The organism is Caballeronia sp. AZ7_KS35 (assembly GCF_023631045.1).
Lineage (GTDB): Bacteria > Pseudomonadota > Gammaproteobacteria > Burkholderiales > Burkholderiaceae > Caballeronia > Caballeronia zhejiangensis.
Genome location: NZ_JALQDV010000007.1, coordinates 1 through 14,310 on the forward strand (window position 1 = coordinate 1; position 14,310 = coordinate 14,310).

The following is a 14,310-nucleotide window of genomic DNA, read 5'->3' on the forward strand; positions in this document are numbered from 1 at the left end:
GGGCGGCGGAGGCTGCGGCTTCGTGGCTTTCGGCTGCGGACGTCGCGCTGGGGAGGTCGAGGGATTGCGTGTACATGCGGGGCTCCGCCGTCTTTTTGAGATGCGATGGAGCGAGTATATCCATTAACCGACCGTCCGGTTGATTAATTTTGCGTGCAACTATGTCGATATAGATAGCGTCGCGTTAACCCGGAACCGAGTCTGACCCATGAAGTCATCCGCACGCAAAAAAGCCCAGCCGAAAGCCGGACTGGGAAAACCACCGGTGATTGGGTGGCAGAGGTCGCTTCACGTTCACGCAAATCGTGCGAAAGCGCATTTCGAGTTTTGTATGCAACGACCAGAACCGCTCGCATTGCGGGGCTCACCGCCGCTTCCTGACGCTCACTGCCCGAAGAACACGCCTTGCGTATCGACCCGCATGGTCGCACGGCCCGATTGCGCCGCCGCACCTGTCGAAGATCCGTATCCTTCTGCCCGCGCCTGCGCCGCACGCATATCGCCGACGCGCATTTCGGCCGCCTGCAGTTTCGCCGGGTACGACGCGTCTTCCGCGACCGGCAAATAACCTGCCTTCTGAAGTTGAACGAGTTCACCACTAAGTTCTGCACGGCCCACTGCCGCGCTGAACTGGGCGAACGATGCGAGCGGTGCGGACATCACCAGGACTGCGACGACTGCGTTGACCCACGATTTCATGATCCGGCTCTCCCCGTTTTCGATAAATCGGCCGACTCGCGGTTCGAGCCATGCCGAATGGACGACGCAGAGTGTAAGTGCACAACTGCAAGCAATCATTCGTCGTGACGAAGAAGCATCTTTACGGAACTGGTAAGGATCGATCGGCGCGTGGCGGCGCCAACGATGCAGTGGAGCGAAAAGACCGTCGACGAAGCCGGCCGTCACCGTCATCACGCGGTGAGTTTCGCGCAATGCAATGAAGACTCGCGAAATTATTCCGATATCGACAAAGATCATTCAACGGAAACGAGAATGATCTTCGGCAAGCGCGTCTTTACACTCCGTTCACAAGCTGCTTAAGACGAAACGGGCAGCACGATCAGAAATCCGAATCGGAGGTAGTCATCATGAAGACGTTCATTTCCGCAGTCGCCGTCGCCGCTGCCCTCGCCGTTCCCGCTCTGTCGTTCGCGCAGCAATCGGATGCGCCGCTGAGCCGCGCTCAGGTACGCGCCGAACTGGTCCAACTCGAAAAGGCAGGCTACAACCCGAACATCAGCGACCCGTCTTATCCGTCGAACATCCAGGCAGCGCAAGCCCGCGTGAGCTCGGAGCAGCTTGCGCAAGTGACACCCCAATCGCGCGCCTACGGTTCGGTCGCCAATGGTTCGTCGCAATCAGGCCGCATCACCGGCGTTCAGCCGCGGGCGCTCGGTACATACTTCGGCCAGTAGGTTCAGATAGCGTCGACAGACGCATCGCATAAGCAGCAATGCATAGGGCGACATCGTATCGATGTCGCCCTATGCATTTTGCGTGCGGAATACATCATGCATGATGGCATTTCGCACTTTGCATGATCGCTACCGACGTTGCCGGTTCAGACGCTCGATGTCAGTTCGCCGGAATAGTCACGACCGGCGACTTCGCCGTGTCCGTGACTTCCGCAAGCGCCATCAGATTCTGCACGACCGTGAACGCGTATTTCGAATCGAAGTCGCTGCGATCGATCCAGTAGTTGGCCTTGTCGTAGAGCACGCTCACGTACGCATCCTGCGGCGCCTCCTCGCCAACTTTCACGATGATCGTCGGCCGCGTCTCTCCGCCGATCAACCCGATGCCCGGCTTGGTCGCGCCGCTGCCCACCTGCTCGTCAGGAACGGCGATCTGCGCGCCGAGATCGGTGAGGATGCCGAGCACCGAGCGCGTGACCATCGGGATGCGGTTGTGGTCCGACGACTGCCCATAGACGATTTCGTAAGTCTTCATCTTTGGCGAGAGGTGCAGCAGTTTTCTGACGAGCGTGAGATCGTCGACGACAGCCTTGTTCGAACCGCTGCGCGTCGCGCCGAGCGTGATGAATACGCCGCCCTTGTCGGCGCTGTTGCCCTTCGCGGCCTTGTCGGGCTTGCCGCTCTTGTCGTCATCCGCGTTGCGCGTCTCGATGTTCAATTCGCCCGCTAGTTGCAGCCTGCGAAGCGCCTGCAGAAGCAGGAAGAACTCGGGCGACCCGGATGCGTTCGGCCCGCCCAACGCCGTGCCGTTCTGCAAGCCACTGATCGACTGCGCGGTGATGCGCAACAGCAGATCGATCGGAATGCCGCTTTCGGCGAGCGGCAAGACGAGTGTCGGCGAAAGCGGCCGGATATACGCGCTGGCGTAGGCGTCGCCCGTGGTCGGCGTGAACGTGAAAGTCGGATGATTCGAGTAGGAGACGCTGCCCGTTGCCTGCGCGTAGTTCGGCTGCGCGCCGGAGCCGGCGTTGAGCACGACGCCGCCCGTCGTATCGAACGTGTACGCGGCGATGATGCTGCTCACCGTGAGAAACGACGGCGCATCGGCGAAGCGCAAGCCGACAATCGCGGCAAGAATTTCACGCTTCTTCGCATCGCCGAGCGCCCGGGCGTAATCGACCTGATCGGCCTTCAGGCGACCCGGGCCGATGCCAGCGCATCCCGCTGCGAGAAAGGCGACGGAGAGAATTGCGATCGATACGGCTTTCCTTGTCATGGCTTTATATGAGGGTGATGAGGAGGATCGTCGGCACGCAGCCGCGGAACACCCGGGCGGCGTCCGCAAATTTCATACCTTTGGACACGAACGATCCCATCCGGCGCGTTGCGCGCCGTCTCATCAACGACGTGGCGACCCGACGCCTTCGTCAGGCCCCGAGCAACGTCAGATCACGAAGCGCCGTGGTGCGGCGTGTTCGACTGCGCGTGCTCAGCCGGTGCGGATGGCTGAGCGATGTGCCGGCTCGCTTCCTCGTGTTGCGCGACGAGCGCATCGAGCCGGTCCTGCGCGAAGCGCGGACCGTCGTCGCGTGCGAAAGCTGGTGCGGCGAGCGTCGCCGCCGCAAGGACGATGACCGTGGCGAAAGGCGTTCTTTTCATGATTCACCCCGCGATTGAGCGCGGCAAGCCCCGAGCGTCGCCGCTCGACTAGCATCGCACATCGAGGGAAATGCTGCGCGGCGCGGCGCTTTTGTCGTACAAACGCTGGACGGCATGGTCTCGGAATTATTTAGCAACCCGTATCAATAAGTCGCTTTCATTCGCGCGCATGTGATCATTAGAAAAGATGCGGCGGCGTGCGGTCGGTCATGTCGCGCGGCAAGGTCTCGTCGAGCTGGAACTCCACACTCGGATAATCCTGCAGACGGCCGCTCACCTCCGCTTCGCGTTCGCTCGTGAACAGCCCGTCGAGATAATCGAACGTCAGCTTGCCGACGAGCGCCTTCAACGCAAGTTCGGCGCTGCGCTTCGGCTCCGTGGCGATATCGCCCGAATCCATGCAGGCGCAGAACTGGCCGTTCTTCGAATCCATTCCGCCGATGTCGATCACCTTGCCGTCGACGTTCTGCGCGAGCACGCGCTGCTCCACCGCAAAGAGCCTGAACGGGCGTTCGAGACTTGCGGGCGGCTCCGAAGGGGTTTCCCTGCTTTCACGATCGGCCATGGTGCGTTCTCCGGTTTTCACATTGATCGAGACGGTGCAGCAAAGGCCGCGCCCGCCATCTGTGCATTGCAGCATCGACGCGCCTTTCTGCGCACGCCGCGCCGTCCTACGATGAACCATCGGCCACGCAATCGAAGGAGCTGTCACCGTGAATGGAACCATGAGCGGCAAAATCGCGGTCATCACCGGCGCGAGCCGCGGACTCGGACGCAACGCCGCATTGAAGCTCGCGCAGGCAGGCGCCGGCGTGATCGGCACCTACAACCGCAACGCGGACGCGGCGCGCTCGCTCGTCGATGAGGTCGCGAAATCCGGCGGCAAGGCGGCCATGCTGCCGCTCGACGTCGCGCATTGCGGCACCTTTGCCGCTTTCGGCGACGCGCTGTGCAAGACGCTCGAAGATACGTTCGAGCGCGAGAACTTCGACTTTCTCGTGAACAACGCGGGCATCGGCATTCATGCGCTCTTCGCGGAGACGACGCCCGCGCAGTTCGACGAACTCGTCAATATCCAGCTGAAGGGACCGTTCTTTCTGACGCAGACGCTCCTGCCCTATCTGCATGAGGAAGGCGCGATTCTCAATGTGTCGAGCGGACTCACGCGTTTCGCGTTGCCGGGATTCGCGGCCTATGCCGTGATGAAAGGCGGGATCGAGGTGCTCACGCGCTATCTCGCGAAGGAACTCGGGCCGCACGGCATCACGGTGAACACCATTGCGCCGGGCGCGATCGAGACGGATTTCGGGGGCGGCGTCGTGCGCGACGATCACGACACCAACCGGTTCGTCGCGGACAACACGGCGCTCGGGCGCGCGGGTGTGCCGGACGATATCGGCGGCGCGATCGTGGCGATGCTCTCGGACGGCAATCGCTGGATGACGGCGCAGCGCGTCGAGGTATCGGGCGGGATGTTCATCTGACACGAGGAAATGCGCCGCGCGCGGACAAAAAAAACCGGACGCCGAGGCGTCCGGTTTTTTGCATGCCACATGCGTAATGCCTAATGCATCACGCCGCGAAGCATCGCTCAGAAGCGGTGGATGATACCCACGCCCGCTGCGAACATGCTGCGCGATGCCGACGGCGCGCTTTGGAAGCCATCGCCGATTGTCGCGTTGGCGGCCGTCTGACGGTTCGTCGACGTGTTCGACGGAACAGCCAGCGTGTTGCCGTTCGCGCGCTGGAATGCTTCCAGTGCGTACAGGCCCGTGCGCTTCGACAGCGAGTAGTACTGCGAGAGGTTGAACTGGTGGTACGACGCTGCGTCGTTGATGCCGTTCGCCTTGCTGGCCCACGTGTAGCTGTAGCCCGCTGCGAAATCCCATGCCGACGTCGCCTTCCAGTGCAGCACCGTGCCGGCCGTGTTGAACACGGCTTCGTCGGTGAAGCGCGAGTTCACGCCCGGAATGTACTGAACGTTCGTGTACGTGACGGAGATGTCCCACGCGCTGTTGAACTGGTAGCCGCCTGCAACCGCGAAGCGCTGCTGCGCTTGTGCGCGCTGGTAGCCAGCCGTCACCGCCGACACGCCCGGCTGACCCGAACCGTCGGTCGCTGCCGTGCTGTTGATCGTCGTCGAGCTGCTGCTGTAGATGCCGCCGCCTTCCGCCGCGTTGTTGATGCGCGAGAACGCCACCGTGCCGCCGATCGGGCCTTGCTGATACTGCAGCGCAGCCGTCCAGGTCGAGCCTTGGTACACGCTGTCAGGCACGCCAGCGAAGGAGTACGAGCCGCTCACCGTCAGGCCGTAGAACTTCGGCGACGTGTAGACGATCGAGTTGTTCGCGCGGTAGATCGTGTCCAAACCGTCCAGATCGCCCGGGTGCGCGCCGAAGTAGCCGGTCAGCCAGTTCGTCGGGCTGTACGGCGAGAGCAGCGTGTAGTACGAGGTGTACTGGCGACCCGCAGTCAACGTACCGTATGCCGGGTTCGTCAGACCGACCCATGCCTGGCGGCCGAACAGCGCGTTGGTGAACTGCGCTTGTCCGCTGTTGATGTCGAAGCCCGATTCCAACTGGAAGATGGCCTTGTTGCCGCCGCCCAGATCTTCGGCGCCCTTCAAACCGAAGCGGCTACCGGCCCAAATGCCCGATCCGGTCTTGATGTTCGAGCGGCCCGGATTCGTCTTGGCCAGGTTGGTCTGGCTGCTTTGATAGACGATCGAATCGTCGACGATACCGTACAGCGTGACGCTGCTTTGCGCGAACGCCGGTGCCGCGGCGGCGAACGCCGTGGCTGCGACGATTGCTGCCTTGGTCATCGTGAAACCCTTCATTTTTTCTCCTCAAGCGGTGGGCAATTTACTTGCATGCGAGTCTTGGAACCGGTGCCGCCGTGGCGACTTCTTATGTTTCAACTCGTAACTTTTATCGCTGGCAAGTGTATGGCTTACAGTCCGAATGCGAAAGAAAGACGCGGTTTTGTGTCGTTTTTTTTCACTGTCTGGTTAACCAGTATTTTCTGGTTCGCAGATATTGGGCAAACGGTCACGAAACTGACAGAAAGCTGACAGCAATGTGGCGCGATGACGGTCCGAGCGGGGCCGAATCGACGGCGCGGCGGCTAGAGATAACGAGGGATTCGACCGCAGTCAGAAAGGACGCGGCTTGACGGGACAAGGCTTGTCCGCTTTCTGAGATACCAGCCAATTGCCATTCTTTGGGGACGGGAAACGCGATAGCCCGAACAGGCTCGCGGAAAATTCGCGTGCGTCGTGCAGGCGACGGTCGACGGCGCTGCATCGGAATAGATCTGACAGTTACCCGACGATGCGCAGACGCGAAATTGACATCGGGCGAACGCGCTGCAAGCTTGCGTCGCCCGACCGGGTCGGCTAGTGCTCGATCTTCGAGCGCAGTTCGCGCGCCGTTTCAAGCAGGCCTTCGTAGCCCGAACGCGCATGCGAGGGCAGATCGGGATCGCCGACGAGCGTGCCGAGCGTCTCGATGATGCTGTACAGAATGCCCTTCGCCGCGCCCGCCGCCATCTTGCCCGCGGCGTAGGACTCGTCGACGTGCGAGATGGCCGCATCGAAATGCTCGACGTCCGGATGCGCCTCGCCGATACCCGATGCGTCGTCGCGCGGCTTGGTCGGGTCGCTGTTCATGATGATGGTCCTCCGTGTGTGGTTTCCGCTCTCTGCTCTCTGTATAGCGCCGCGGCGCGAAGCGTGCAATCGGGTGCAAGCGAGGCACAGCGCCGCACGCCTCAGGATGCGGGCAGTTCCTGCACCGGCTGGATGACGTGCACGCGCCGGGCGTCCCGCGGGCCCCTGCCTGCGCCGTGAGGCACGCCGCGCTCCATCAAAAGCGCGCGCAGCTCGACGATGACCGGGAACACCTCGTGATTGTGGTCCGCGCCCTGCCGGTCGTGCGCCTCCTGCTCGCGCTCGACGATCCAGCGATCCTCCTTGAAGATGCGCTCGGTGAACCACACGAGCAAGGGCCACGCGGCATCGAGCAGGCCGGGGATTTTCGGGCGGCGAATCGACAACAGGCCGAACGTGCGGTTCGTGCGCTGCTCGGCGTCGAGCGGCACGTAGGCGATCCACAGGTCCATCACCATCGTGTCGTCCTTGGTGCGGATCTTGAGCGTCTGATACGGGTACTCGGTGCGGATCGTCATCACGTCCTTCTGGCCGTCGTCGGGCTTCGAGCCGCGCTTTTGCCCGAAGACGAGCGCTTCGCCGATCGGCTGCTTGCCCGCTTCGCGCGCGAACGTGTAATCGACTTCGATCCAGTCCTCGCCGCGCCGTCTGCCGAGCGAGCGCGCGCGCATGCTGCCCATCTGCCGCCGATGCAGGAACTGATGGTTCATGTCCATCAGATTTTCGTGCATGAACGAGTAGTGGCACTTCACCGCGCGGCCGAAGCGGCGCGTCTTGTATGCGCGATCGGTGGCGGAGCCGAGATCGGGAAACTTCGCGGCATCGGCGAGCGCCGGGTCGCCCGTGAACACGAAAACCAGCCCGCCCGCCTCGCGGCACGGATACGCGCGCACGCCGTTGGGCAGGCGTTCGCGTCCGAGATAAGGGATGTCGGTGCAGCGGCCGGTGCAGTCGTAGGTCCAGCCGTGATAGCAGCAACGGATCGATTCCCCGTCGACGACACCCGCCGACAACGGCACCTGCCGATGCGCGCAGCGGTCTTCCAGCGCGAAGACCTTGCCCGAGGCGGTGCGTACGAGCACGATCGGATCGCCCGCGAAACGCACGCCGTGCGCGCGCCCCGCTTTCACCTCGCGCGACCACGCGAGCGGATACCAGTGATCGGGATGAATGTCGACGCGGCGCAGATCCCGCGGCGGCTTGGCGGGTGTATCGGTTGATCCGGCTTCCTGCTCGCCTTGCGGCAACGCTGCGTGCATGTACGACGCCTCCGGTGAAGGGAGATCGGTTTGAACGCCGCGAGCCGCGCGGCGCAATGAACGACCATTCGCAGTCTACACGGCGTCGCTCATTTCGGCGCGCGCCGGATCCTCGCGCTCACGCTTGCTGCCCGAGATGCGCGTGCAGATGATCGATCAACGCGCGCACCTTCGGCGGCAGAAAGCGATTCGGCGGATAAAGCAGCCACACCGGTCCCTGATACGCGCGCGCCTGCATGTCCCAGTCCGCGAGCACGGCCTGCACGCTGCCCGACGCGAGCGCATCGCGGGCGGCGAATTCCGGCAGCGCCGCGATGCCGAGCCCGTCTTCGGCCGCGTCCAGCCGCGCGCCCGCGTGATTCGCGATATAGCGCCCGCGCACCGCGACTGTCACCGTTTCGCCGTTGTTGCTGAAGCGCCAGCGGTGGTCGTCGGCGGTTTCGCCCAGATGGATGCAATCGTGCAGCGCCAGCTCGCGCGGATGCGCCGGCGCGCCACGCTCCCGCAGATAGCCCGCCGACGCGCACAGCAGCCAGCGCACGCGTCCGAGCGGGCGCGCGGCGAGCCCTTGCGGCGGATGGCTCGTCGCGCGGATGACGAGATCGACGTCGCTGTCGAGCGGATCGATATCGTGATCGCTGAAGACGAGCTGAAGATCGACATCCGGATACGCCGCGAGAAACGCCGGCACGAGCGGATGAATCACGGACTTCGCGTAAGCCGTCGGCGCCGACAGCGCGACGCGGCCCTGCGGCTTGCCCGACACCTGCCCCGCCGCATCGACCGCGCCGGACGCCGCCGCGGCCATGTCGCGGCAATGCCGATACACCTGAAGCCCCGACTCGGTAACGCGGATCTTGCGCGTCGAGCGCTCGAGCAGCCGCGTGGCGAGCGCCTCTTCAAGACGCTTGATCTGGCGGCTGACCGTCGACGGCGTGCTGCCCAGTTGCCGCGCCGCGACCGAGAAGTTGCCCGCATCGACGACGCGCGCGAATACGGCCATGTCCGGCATCAGGTCGAAAAGATCGGCGGGATTCATTTGTGCATTCGTGACAAAAAAGCTGTGCGACTGAAGCCGATTATCGCGCTGAACGCATCATTCGACAATGACGGCTACTTTCTCACGGAGCCGCTCCATGACCGTCCGACGCCTGCATCCTCTTTCCGATCTCCTGCTCTTCGCCGTCGCGATGGTGTGGGGCAGCAGCTACGGCATCGTCAAGAGCGCGCTCGCGTTCTATCCGGTGCTGGGGCTGCTCGCGCTGCGCTTCGGCATCACGTTCTGTCTGCTCGCCGTCAACCTGCGGCATCTGCGGCACGCGAGCGCGGCGGCCCTTCGCGGCGTGCTCGTTCTCGGCTTGCTGCTGCTTTCGATTTTTCTAGCTGAGACGTTCGGCGTGCTCCATACGCGCGCCGCGAACGCCGCGTTTCTGATCAGCTTGTGCGTCGTGCTGACGCCGCTCGTCGAATGGGCGCTGCTCAGGCGACGCCCCGGCGCGGCCGAGTGGCTGGCGGTCGGCGTGTCGTTCGCGGGCGCGTGGCTGCTCGCGAGCGACGGCGCGCTGTCCTTCGACTTCAATGCCGGCGATGGACTGATCCTCGCCGCCGCCGTGCTGCGCGCGCTGTCCGTTTGCGTGACGAAGCGCGTGTTGCGCGCGGCTCCCCTGCCTGCGCTCACGGTGACGGCGGTGCAGGCGGGCGTGGTCGCATCGGGCAGCGCGGTCATCGCGTTGGTTTTCGCGCCATCGCAATGGCAGTCGCTGCCCGCTCTCGCCGGTCACGGCATGTTCTGGGGATCGGTGCTGTATCTCGTGTGCGCCTGCACCCTTTTCGCCTTCTTCGCGCAGAACTACGCGATCGGCCGCAGCAGCCCGACGCGCGTCTCGCTCCTGATGGGCAGCGAGCCCGCGTTCGGCGCGCTCTTCGCGAGCGCGTGGCTCGGCGAACGTGTGTCGATGGCGGGCTGGATCGGCGGCGGGATGATCGTCGCGGCCTCGCTGATGGCGACGGTGTCCTGGCGCGGCATGTTCGCAGCGCGTCCGGGCGAAGCGTGAACGCGGACGTCGTTACGCGGGTTTTTTGAATACCACGCTGAAGTTATTGGCCGGCATCGCGACCGTCTCGACGAACGCGAGGCCGGCCTTCTCGCCAAGCGCCTCGACTGCTTCCATGTCACGCACGCCCCAGCGCGGATCGCGTGCGCGTAGTTGCTGATCGAAGGCTTCGTTGCTCGGGGCGGTATGCACTCCATTGCGCCGATACGGCCCGTACAAGTACAGTACGCCCCCCGCATCGAGACGCGCGCCCGCGCCGCGAAAGAGCGCCTCGGCCGCTTCCCACGGCGCGATGTGGATCATGTTGATGCACACGATGGCCGCCACGTTCGCGATGCCCCAGTCGTCGTTGCACACATCGAGCGCGAGCGGCGCATTCAGGTTGGCGAGCCCCGAGTGAGCGCGCCATGCGGCGATGGATTCGCGTGCTTCGACATCGGCATCGCTAGGCTGCCAGACGAGGCCCGGCAGTGCAGCCGCGCAGTGCACGGCGTGCTGACCGGTGCCGCTTGCGATCTCCAGCACGACGCCGCTTTGCGGCAGGACGCGCTTGAGGACCGATAGAATCGCATCGCGATTACGTTCGGCGGCGGGCGCGCGGCGGCGCACGGCAATGTCGGGAGGCGGCGTATCGCCGGAGGCGGATGGTGTCGGATTCATTGCGAGAGCGCGTGCGGGCGCTTAACGGTCGATTCGCGACGAGCCTAATGGGACGCACGAAGACCCGTCAAGCGACATAACGGCGAGCCGCCAATGCTGACCGGCATGGCGCGATTCGTGCTGTCCCGAAGCGCGCGGAAAGCGCGGATTGCAAGCAAACCTGTGTATGCTCCCGGTTGATCCCGCGTCCGCTTTCGCATTTTGCATGCATGCGCCGTGCATTCTGAATGCCAGATTGAATGCATTCCGAACGCGTGCAAACCGCCGGCGCAGCATGACATCGAGCGCGCCGATGCATCCCGACAAACTCTGGCCCGCGCACGCGGCGCGATCGAATTGGAGTGAACCATGCAGCACGATCCGAAAGAGCCCCCGACGAAGCAATCCAGCGATGGCCCCGATGACGACATGATCGCGTTCGCGAGCGAGGTCTTCGATGTCGCTCGCCGCGGCGACGCCGCGATGCTCGACGCGCTCCTGACCAAGGGCCTGCCGCCGAATCTGCGCAACGACAAGGGCGACAGCCTCGTGATGCTCGCGAGCTATCACGGTCACGCCGACGCCGTGCGCGTCCTGCTTCAGCACAACGCCGATGCCAACCTGCGCAACGACAATGGCCAGACGCCGATTGCGGGCGCCGCGTTCAAGGGCTTTCGCGAGGTAATCGAAACGCTGCTCGAACATGGCGCGGATGTGGAAGGCGCATCGCCCGACGGGCGCACCGCGCTCATGATCGCGGCGATGTTCAATCGCGTGGAGATCGTCGACTTGCTGATCGCGCGCGGCGCGAACCCGGATGCGCGCGATGCCGGCGGCTTCAGCGCACGCGATGCCGCCGAGAAGATGGGCGCGCCCGACACCGCGGCACGGCTCGCGAACGCATCGAACGGCCATGCGCGGCCATCCGAAGCGTGAAGCGTCGATTGGCACAATGCACTTTGCATGCATGATTCAATCCGCGAACGAACGACGCCTCGCGCGCGTCGAATCGATCTGACAAGCACCGATCCAACAACGAACCAGACAAGCAGGTGACTCGGAACCATGGAGCTTTTGCGATGACAGGCGGTATCTCGCATCGGGGTGATGCGTCGCCGACAGACCTTCACGCGCTTGGGCGCGCATGCCGGGCGGGCCGCGTCTTCAATGCAGCCGCACGTCTGTCGCTGTGCGTGGCCGCGTTCATCGTCGCCATCGCGAGAACGTTGCGCGCGCTGCGCGTCACCGCGAGCCTTCCGGTCATCGCCGCCTTCGCGCTCTCCGCATGCGGGCTGATGCAGCAACAGGTGCCCGCGCCGATCGTCGAACACTCTTATATTCCGGCGCCGGAAGAAGCCGGCTCTGCCGAGCCCGAAGAACCTTTGCCCGCCGTGCAGGCGCCGGAGCCCGCGTCTGCCGTGAAACCCGCGCCGGCGCCGAAACCGAAGCGCCGCATCGTCAAGCCGAAGCCGCCGGAGCCGGCCGTCACGCCACCGCCTGAACCGCCCGAGCCGCCGCCTCCGCCGCAGATCATCTCGACGCGCATCATGCAGCACGATCAGCTGCACGGCCTGCTCGACGCCGAAGTGCAGCGTCCGGACGGCAAGGTCGTCGGCCGTGCGGTGGACATGTACGTCGATGCATCCGCGAAGCCGAAGCTTCTGATGGTCAATCTCGCGGGCTTCCTCGGCGTCGGCGACCGCAAGGTCAACTTCCCGTGGACGGCCTTCCGCTTCACGCCGAATTCGAAGACCGCGCCGATCACCTTCGTGCCGCCACCACCGCCCGCGAAGGGCAAGCCGGCCGAACCGGTGCCGAAGCCGCAGCCCGTTGCGGAGGCGCCCGCGAACTTCATGCAGCTCGTCGATTCGACGGTGACGCAAAGAAGCGGCGCGCGCATCGGACGTGTGGTTGACGTGCTCGTCGACGCTCAGGCGCAGCCTCAGGCGCTGGTGCTCGATCTATCGAGTTCGCTCGCGGGCGACAAGCGGCATGTCGCGGCCAACTGGGGCGACCTGCATGTGTTTTCGCGCAACAAGCAGTGGCTGCTGCAGATGGATTTCAACGACGCGCAACTGAAGGCCGCGCCCACCTACTCGCCCGAGCAGCCGATCAAGATCGTGTCGCCTGTGGTGCCCGCGCCGGCGACGGCTGCGAGCGCGGCATCGGCATCGGCATCGACTGGCGCGGCGAGCGCGACGGCTTCAGGCGCGGCGCCGGCGCAAGCGCCCGCTTCCGGCGCGCGCCTGACGAGATAGCGGATAACGACATCGATAACAGAATCACAACATGGTAATTGCACGCAGTCTGCGCGCGCTCGACTGGCTGAACTTCTTCGTCGCCAACGTGCAGACCGGCTTCGGCCCTTTCATTGCTTCGTATCTTGCGGCCAACAAGTGGACGCAGGGCGAGATCGGCCTGATGCTTTCCGTCGGCACGATCAGCGCGATGGCGAGCCAGTTGCCGGCAGGCGCGCTCGTCGATGCGATGCGCAACAAGAAGTTCGCTGCTCTCTCGGCGATCATCGCGATCATCGTGAGTGCGCTGTTGCTCGCTGCGAGCCCGACGTTCGTGCCGGTTTTTGCGGCCGAAGTGCTGCACGGTTTCGCGAGCTGCATGCTCGTCCCGGCGATGGCGGCGATCTCGCTCGCCCTCGTCTCGCGCGCCGATCTCGGCGACCGGCTCGGCCGCAATGCGCGCTGGGCGTCGATCGGCAGTGCGCTGACAGCGGCGTTGATGGGCGCGTTCGGCGAGTATCTGTCGCTGCGCTCGGTGTTCTTCCTGACGGCCGCGCTCGCGTTGCCGGCGATCGTCGCGCTGCGCATGATTCACTACGATGCGCCGCCCGTCGTGCCGCGCGCACCGCCGGGCAAACCCAAGCTCACGCCTGAGGGCGAGGAACGCGAATCGTTGCGCGAGTTGCTGAAGGACAGGCGTCTTTTGATTTTCGCGGCGTGCGTGGTGCTCTTTCACCTGTCGAACGCGGCGATGCTGAATCTCGCCGCCGGCGAAGTCACGGCGCACATGGGCGACAACGTTCAACTCGTGATTGCGGCGTGCATCATCGTGCCGCAGTTCATCGTCGCGGCGTTGTCGCCGTGGGTCGGACGGCAGGCGCAGAAGTGGGGACGCCGGCCGGTGCTGATTCTCGGGTTCTGCGCGTTGCCTATACGCGCGATTCTGTTCGCGGGCGTGAGCAGCCCGTATCTGCTCGTGCCGGTGCAGATGCTCGATGGCATCAGCGCAGCCGTGTTCGGTGTGATGCTTCCGCTGATTGCGGCGGATGTCGCCGGCGGGCGCGGGCATTACAACCTGACGATCGGGTTTTTTGGGCTGGCTGCGGGCGTCGGGGCGACGCTTTCGACGGCGGCGGCCGGTTTTGCCGCGGATCGCTTCGGCACTGCGATGAGCTTTTTTGGGCTCGCCGGGGCCGGGGCGCTTGCGGTGTTGATGGTGTGGCTTGCTATGCCGGAGACGCGTATCGCGAATGCGGTGAAGGAGGGTGAGGCCGAGCCGTCGGTGAAGGTTTGAGGGCTTCGTTTCTATTGTCTCTTGCTCATGCTTCGGTGAAATCCTGCGTTCGTGTCGGTTTATTAGCGTTGCCCCGCACAGGG

At 64.2% G+C, this 14,310-nt stretch carries 15 protein-coding genes; 6 read left to right on the forward strand and 9 right to left on the reverse strand.

Going from position 1 to position 14,310, the window contains the following annotated elements; translation table 11 throughout:
- Positions 1-384: 384 nt before the first annotated feature.
- Positions 385-978: a DUF4148 domain-containing protein gene (locus NCT05_RS09075; protein WP_250502153.1), complete on the reverse strand. Its 594-nt coding sequence runs from the start codon at positions 976-978 to the stop codon at positions 385-387.
- Positions 979-1,088: 110 nt separating this feature from the next.
- On the opposite strand from NCT05_RS09075, the gene NCT05_RS09080 reads away from it, so the two are divergent.
- On the forward strand, positions 1,089-1,415 hold the full coding sequence (locus NCT05_RS09080) for a DUF4148 domain-containing protein (protein WP_175983240.1): 327 nt from the start codon (positions 1,089-1,091) through the stop codon (positions 1,413-1,415).
- 160 nt (positions 1,416-1,575) lie between these two features.
- Here the strand turns inward: NCT05_RS09080 and NCT05_RS09085 are convergent, their stop codons facing one another.
- The 3 genes from NCT05_RS09085 to NCT05_RS09095 all read right to left on the reverse strand — a co-directional run bounded on the left by NCT05_RS09085 (position 1,576) and on the right by NCT05_RS09095 (position 3,639).
- Positions 1,576-2,691, reverse strand: a complete 1,116-nt coding sequence (locus tag NCT05_RS09085; protein ID WP_250434766.1) for a hypothetical protein — start codon at positions 2,689-2,691, stop codon at positions 1,576-1,578.
- A gap of 173 nt (positions 2,692-2,864) precedes the next feature.
- The gene (locus NCT05_RS09090) at positions 2,865-3,074 is read right to left on the reverse strand and encodes a hypothetical protein (RefSeq protein ID WP_008349530.1); all 210 of its coding nucleotides are present in this window, start codon (positions 3,072-3,074) and stop codon (positions 2,865-2,867) included.
- A 178-nt stretch (positions 3,075-3,252) separates the two neighbouring features.
- The gene (locus NCT05_RS09095) at positions 3,253-3,639 is read right to left on the reverse strand and encodes a hypothetical protein (protein WP_250502154.1); all 387 of its coding nucleotides are present in this window, start codon (positions 3,637-3,639) and stop codon (positions 3,253-3,255) included.
- 160 nt (positions 3,640-3,799) lie between these two features.
- On the opposite strand from NCT05_RS09095, the gene NCT05_RS09100 reads away from it, so the two are divergent.
- A complete protein-coding gene (locus NCT05_RS09100; protein WP_250502155.1) occupies positions 3,800-4,558 on the forward strand; it encodes an SDR family NAD(P)-dependent oxidoreductase in 759 nt (252 codons plus the stop codon).
- A gap of 107 nt (positions 4,559-4,665) precedes the next feature.
- On the opposite strand, the gene NCT05_RS09105 is transcribed toward NCT05_RS09100, so the two are convergent.
- From NCT05_RS09105 to NCT05_RS09120, 4 genes are all read right to left on the reverse strand, one after another.
- Positions 4,666-5,913 carry a porin gene (locus tag NCT05_RS09105; protein WP_008349526.1) on the reverse strand — a complete coding sequence of 416 codons (1,248 nt, stop codon included), beginning with the start codon at positions 5,911-5,913 and terminating at the stop codon, positions 4,666-4,668.
- 558 nt (positions 5,914-6,471) lie between these two features.
- Positions 6,472-6,744 (reverse strand): hypothetical protein, encoded by a 273-nt coding sequence (locus NCT05_RS09110; protein ID WP_008349524.1) that lies wholly within the window; start codon positions 6,742-6,744, stop codon positions 6,472-6,474.
- A gap of 101 nt (positions 6,745-6,845) precedes the next feature.
- Positions 6,846-8,003 (reverse strand): Rieske 2Fe-2S domain-containing protein, encoded by a 1,158-nt coding sequence (locus NCT05_RS09115; protein WP_034473459.1) that lies wholly within the window; start codon positions 8,001-8,003, stop codon positions 6,846-6,848.
- A 118-nt stretch (positions 8,004-8,121) separates the two neighbouring features.
- Entirely contained in the window at positions 8,122-9,042 is a 921-nt protein-coding gene (locus tag NCT05_RS09120; RefSeq protein ID WP_250502156.1) for a LysR family transcriptional regulator, read from the reverse strand.
- A gap of 97 nt (positions 9,043-9,139) precedes the next feature.
- Here NCT05_RS09120 and NCT05_RS09125 point away from each other — a divergent pair, with 97 nt between their 5' ends.
- Positions 9,140-10,057, forward strand: a complete 918-nt coding sequence (locus tag NCT05_RS09125; protein ID WP_250439793.1) for a DMT family transporter — start codon at positions 9,140-9,142, stop codon at positions 10,055-10,057.
- A 12-nt stretch (positions 10,058-10,069) separates the two neighbouring features.
- Here the strand turns inward: NCT05_RS09125 and NCT05_RS09130 are convergent, their stop codons facing one another.
- Entirely contained in the window at positions 10,070-10,717 is a 648-nt protein-coding gene (locus NCT05_RS09130) for a DUF938 domain-containing protein (RefSeq protein ID WP_250502157.1), read from the reverse strand.
- 348 nt (positions 10,718-11,065) lie between these two features.
- Here NCT05_RS09130 and NCT05_RS09135 point away from each other — a divergent pair, with 348 nt between their 5' ends.
- From NCT05_RS09135 to NCT05_RS09145, 3 genes are all read left to right on the forward strand, one after another.
- On the forward strand, positions 11,066-11,632 hold the full coding sequence (locus NCT05_RS09135; RefSeq protein WP_008349512.1) for an ankyrin repeat domain-containing protein: 567 nt from the start codon (positions 11,066-11,068) through the stop codon (positions 11,630-11,632).
- 143 nt (positions 11,633-11,775) lie between these two features.
- Positions 11,776-12,954 (forward strand): hypothetical protein, encoded by a 1,179-nt coding sequence (locus tag NCT05_RS09140; RefSeq protein WP_250439795.1) that lies wholly within the window; start codon positions 11,776-11,778, stop codon positions 12,952-12,954.
- Positions 12,955-12,985: 31 nt separating this feature from the next.
- Positions 12,986-14,227, forward strand: coding sequence for an MFS transporter (locus NCT05_RS09145; RefSeq protein ID WP_250502158.1), 1,242 nt, complete (start codon positions 12,986-12,988; stop codon positions 14,225-14,227).
- The last annotated feature ends 83 nt before the right edge of the window (positions 14,228-14,310 follow it).